1 protein-coding gene and 1 pseudogene are annotated in these 897 nt (G+C 74.5%); both read right to left on the bottom strand.

Translation table 11 applies throughout. The features are described 5' to 3' along the window. Positions 1-254, bottom strand: a pseudogene (locus IH13_RS0108910) (acetyl-CoA carboxylase); the annotation flags it as partial. Beyond that, on the bottom strand, positions 247-897 hold a 651-nt coding region (locus tag IH13_RS0108905; RefSeq protein WP_031082650.1), incomplete at its 5' end, for an AMP-binding enzyme. The gene IH13_RS0108905 and the pseudogene IH13_RS0108910, both read right to left, overlap by 8 nt.

Here is an 897-nt window from a genome sequence, read left to right as displayed (position 1 = left end):
CCGCCGAGGAAGCCGAACTCGAAGGCGACCAGGACGCAGGAGCGGCCGGCGACACCGGCCGTGCCGTAGAGGACGGACTCCTCCTCGCCGGTCCGTGCCGCCGCGCGCTCCCGTGAGCGCCCGTACCCGTCCCAGCCGAGCGGGCCGTCGCCCGGCTCCGGCCCGCCCGTCGGGTGGTACTCCGTGAAGTCCCCGGTGACGGCGGCGATCGCGTCCCGGGCCGGTACCCGGCCGCCGCCGGGCCCCTCAGACACCGAGCGACCTCTTCATGATCTTGCCCAGGTCGTTGCGGGGCAGGGCGTCGAGCAGCCGCACCACGCGCGGGCGCTTGTGCGGGGCCAGCAGTCCGGCCACATGGTCGGCCAACTCCCGCTCTCCGGGCGGCGATCCGGCGTCGGAGGGCACCACCCACGCCACGATCCGCTCGCCCAGGTCCGGGTCCGGCTCCCCGGTGACGGCCGCCTCGCGCACGCCGGGGTGCTCCAGCAGCGCGTTCTCGATCTCGCCCGCGCCGATCTTGTAGCCACCGCTCTTGATCAGGTCCGTCGCCTTGCGCCCGACGATGCGCACATAACCGTCGGGGTCCACCGTCGCCATGTCGCCCGTACGGAAGAAGCCGTCGTCGGTGAAGGCGGCGGCCGTCGCGTCGGGCCGGTTCAGATAGCCGGTGAAGAGGTTCGGACCGCGCACCTGGATCTCGCCGAGGGACCCGGCCTCCTCCAGGACGGTGCCGTCCTCCTCGACGAGCCGCAGCTCGACCCCGGCCAGCGGGGGCCCCACCGTCCCGGCGCGCGGTGCGCCGTCGGCCCGGACCCCGGTGTTCATGAGGGTCTCCGTCATCCCGTACCGCTCGACGACCCGGCGCCCGGTGGCAGCCGCGATCCGCTCGTGGTCGTG

It is taken from the genome of Streptomyces sp. NRRL WC-3549 (assembly GCF_000721935.1).
GTDB lineage: Bacteria > Actinomycetota > Actinomycetes > Streptomycetales > Streptomycetaceae > Streptomyces.
Note: the sequence above shows the minus strand (reverse complement) of the source record. Positions and strands in the feature narration are given on the sequence as shown.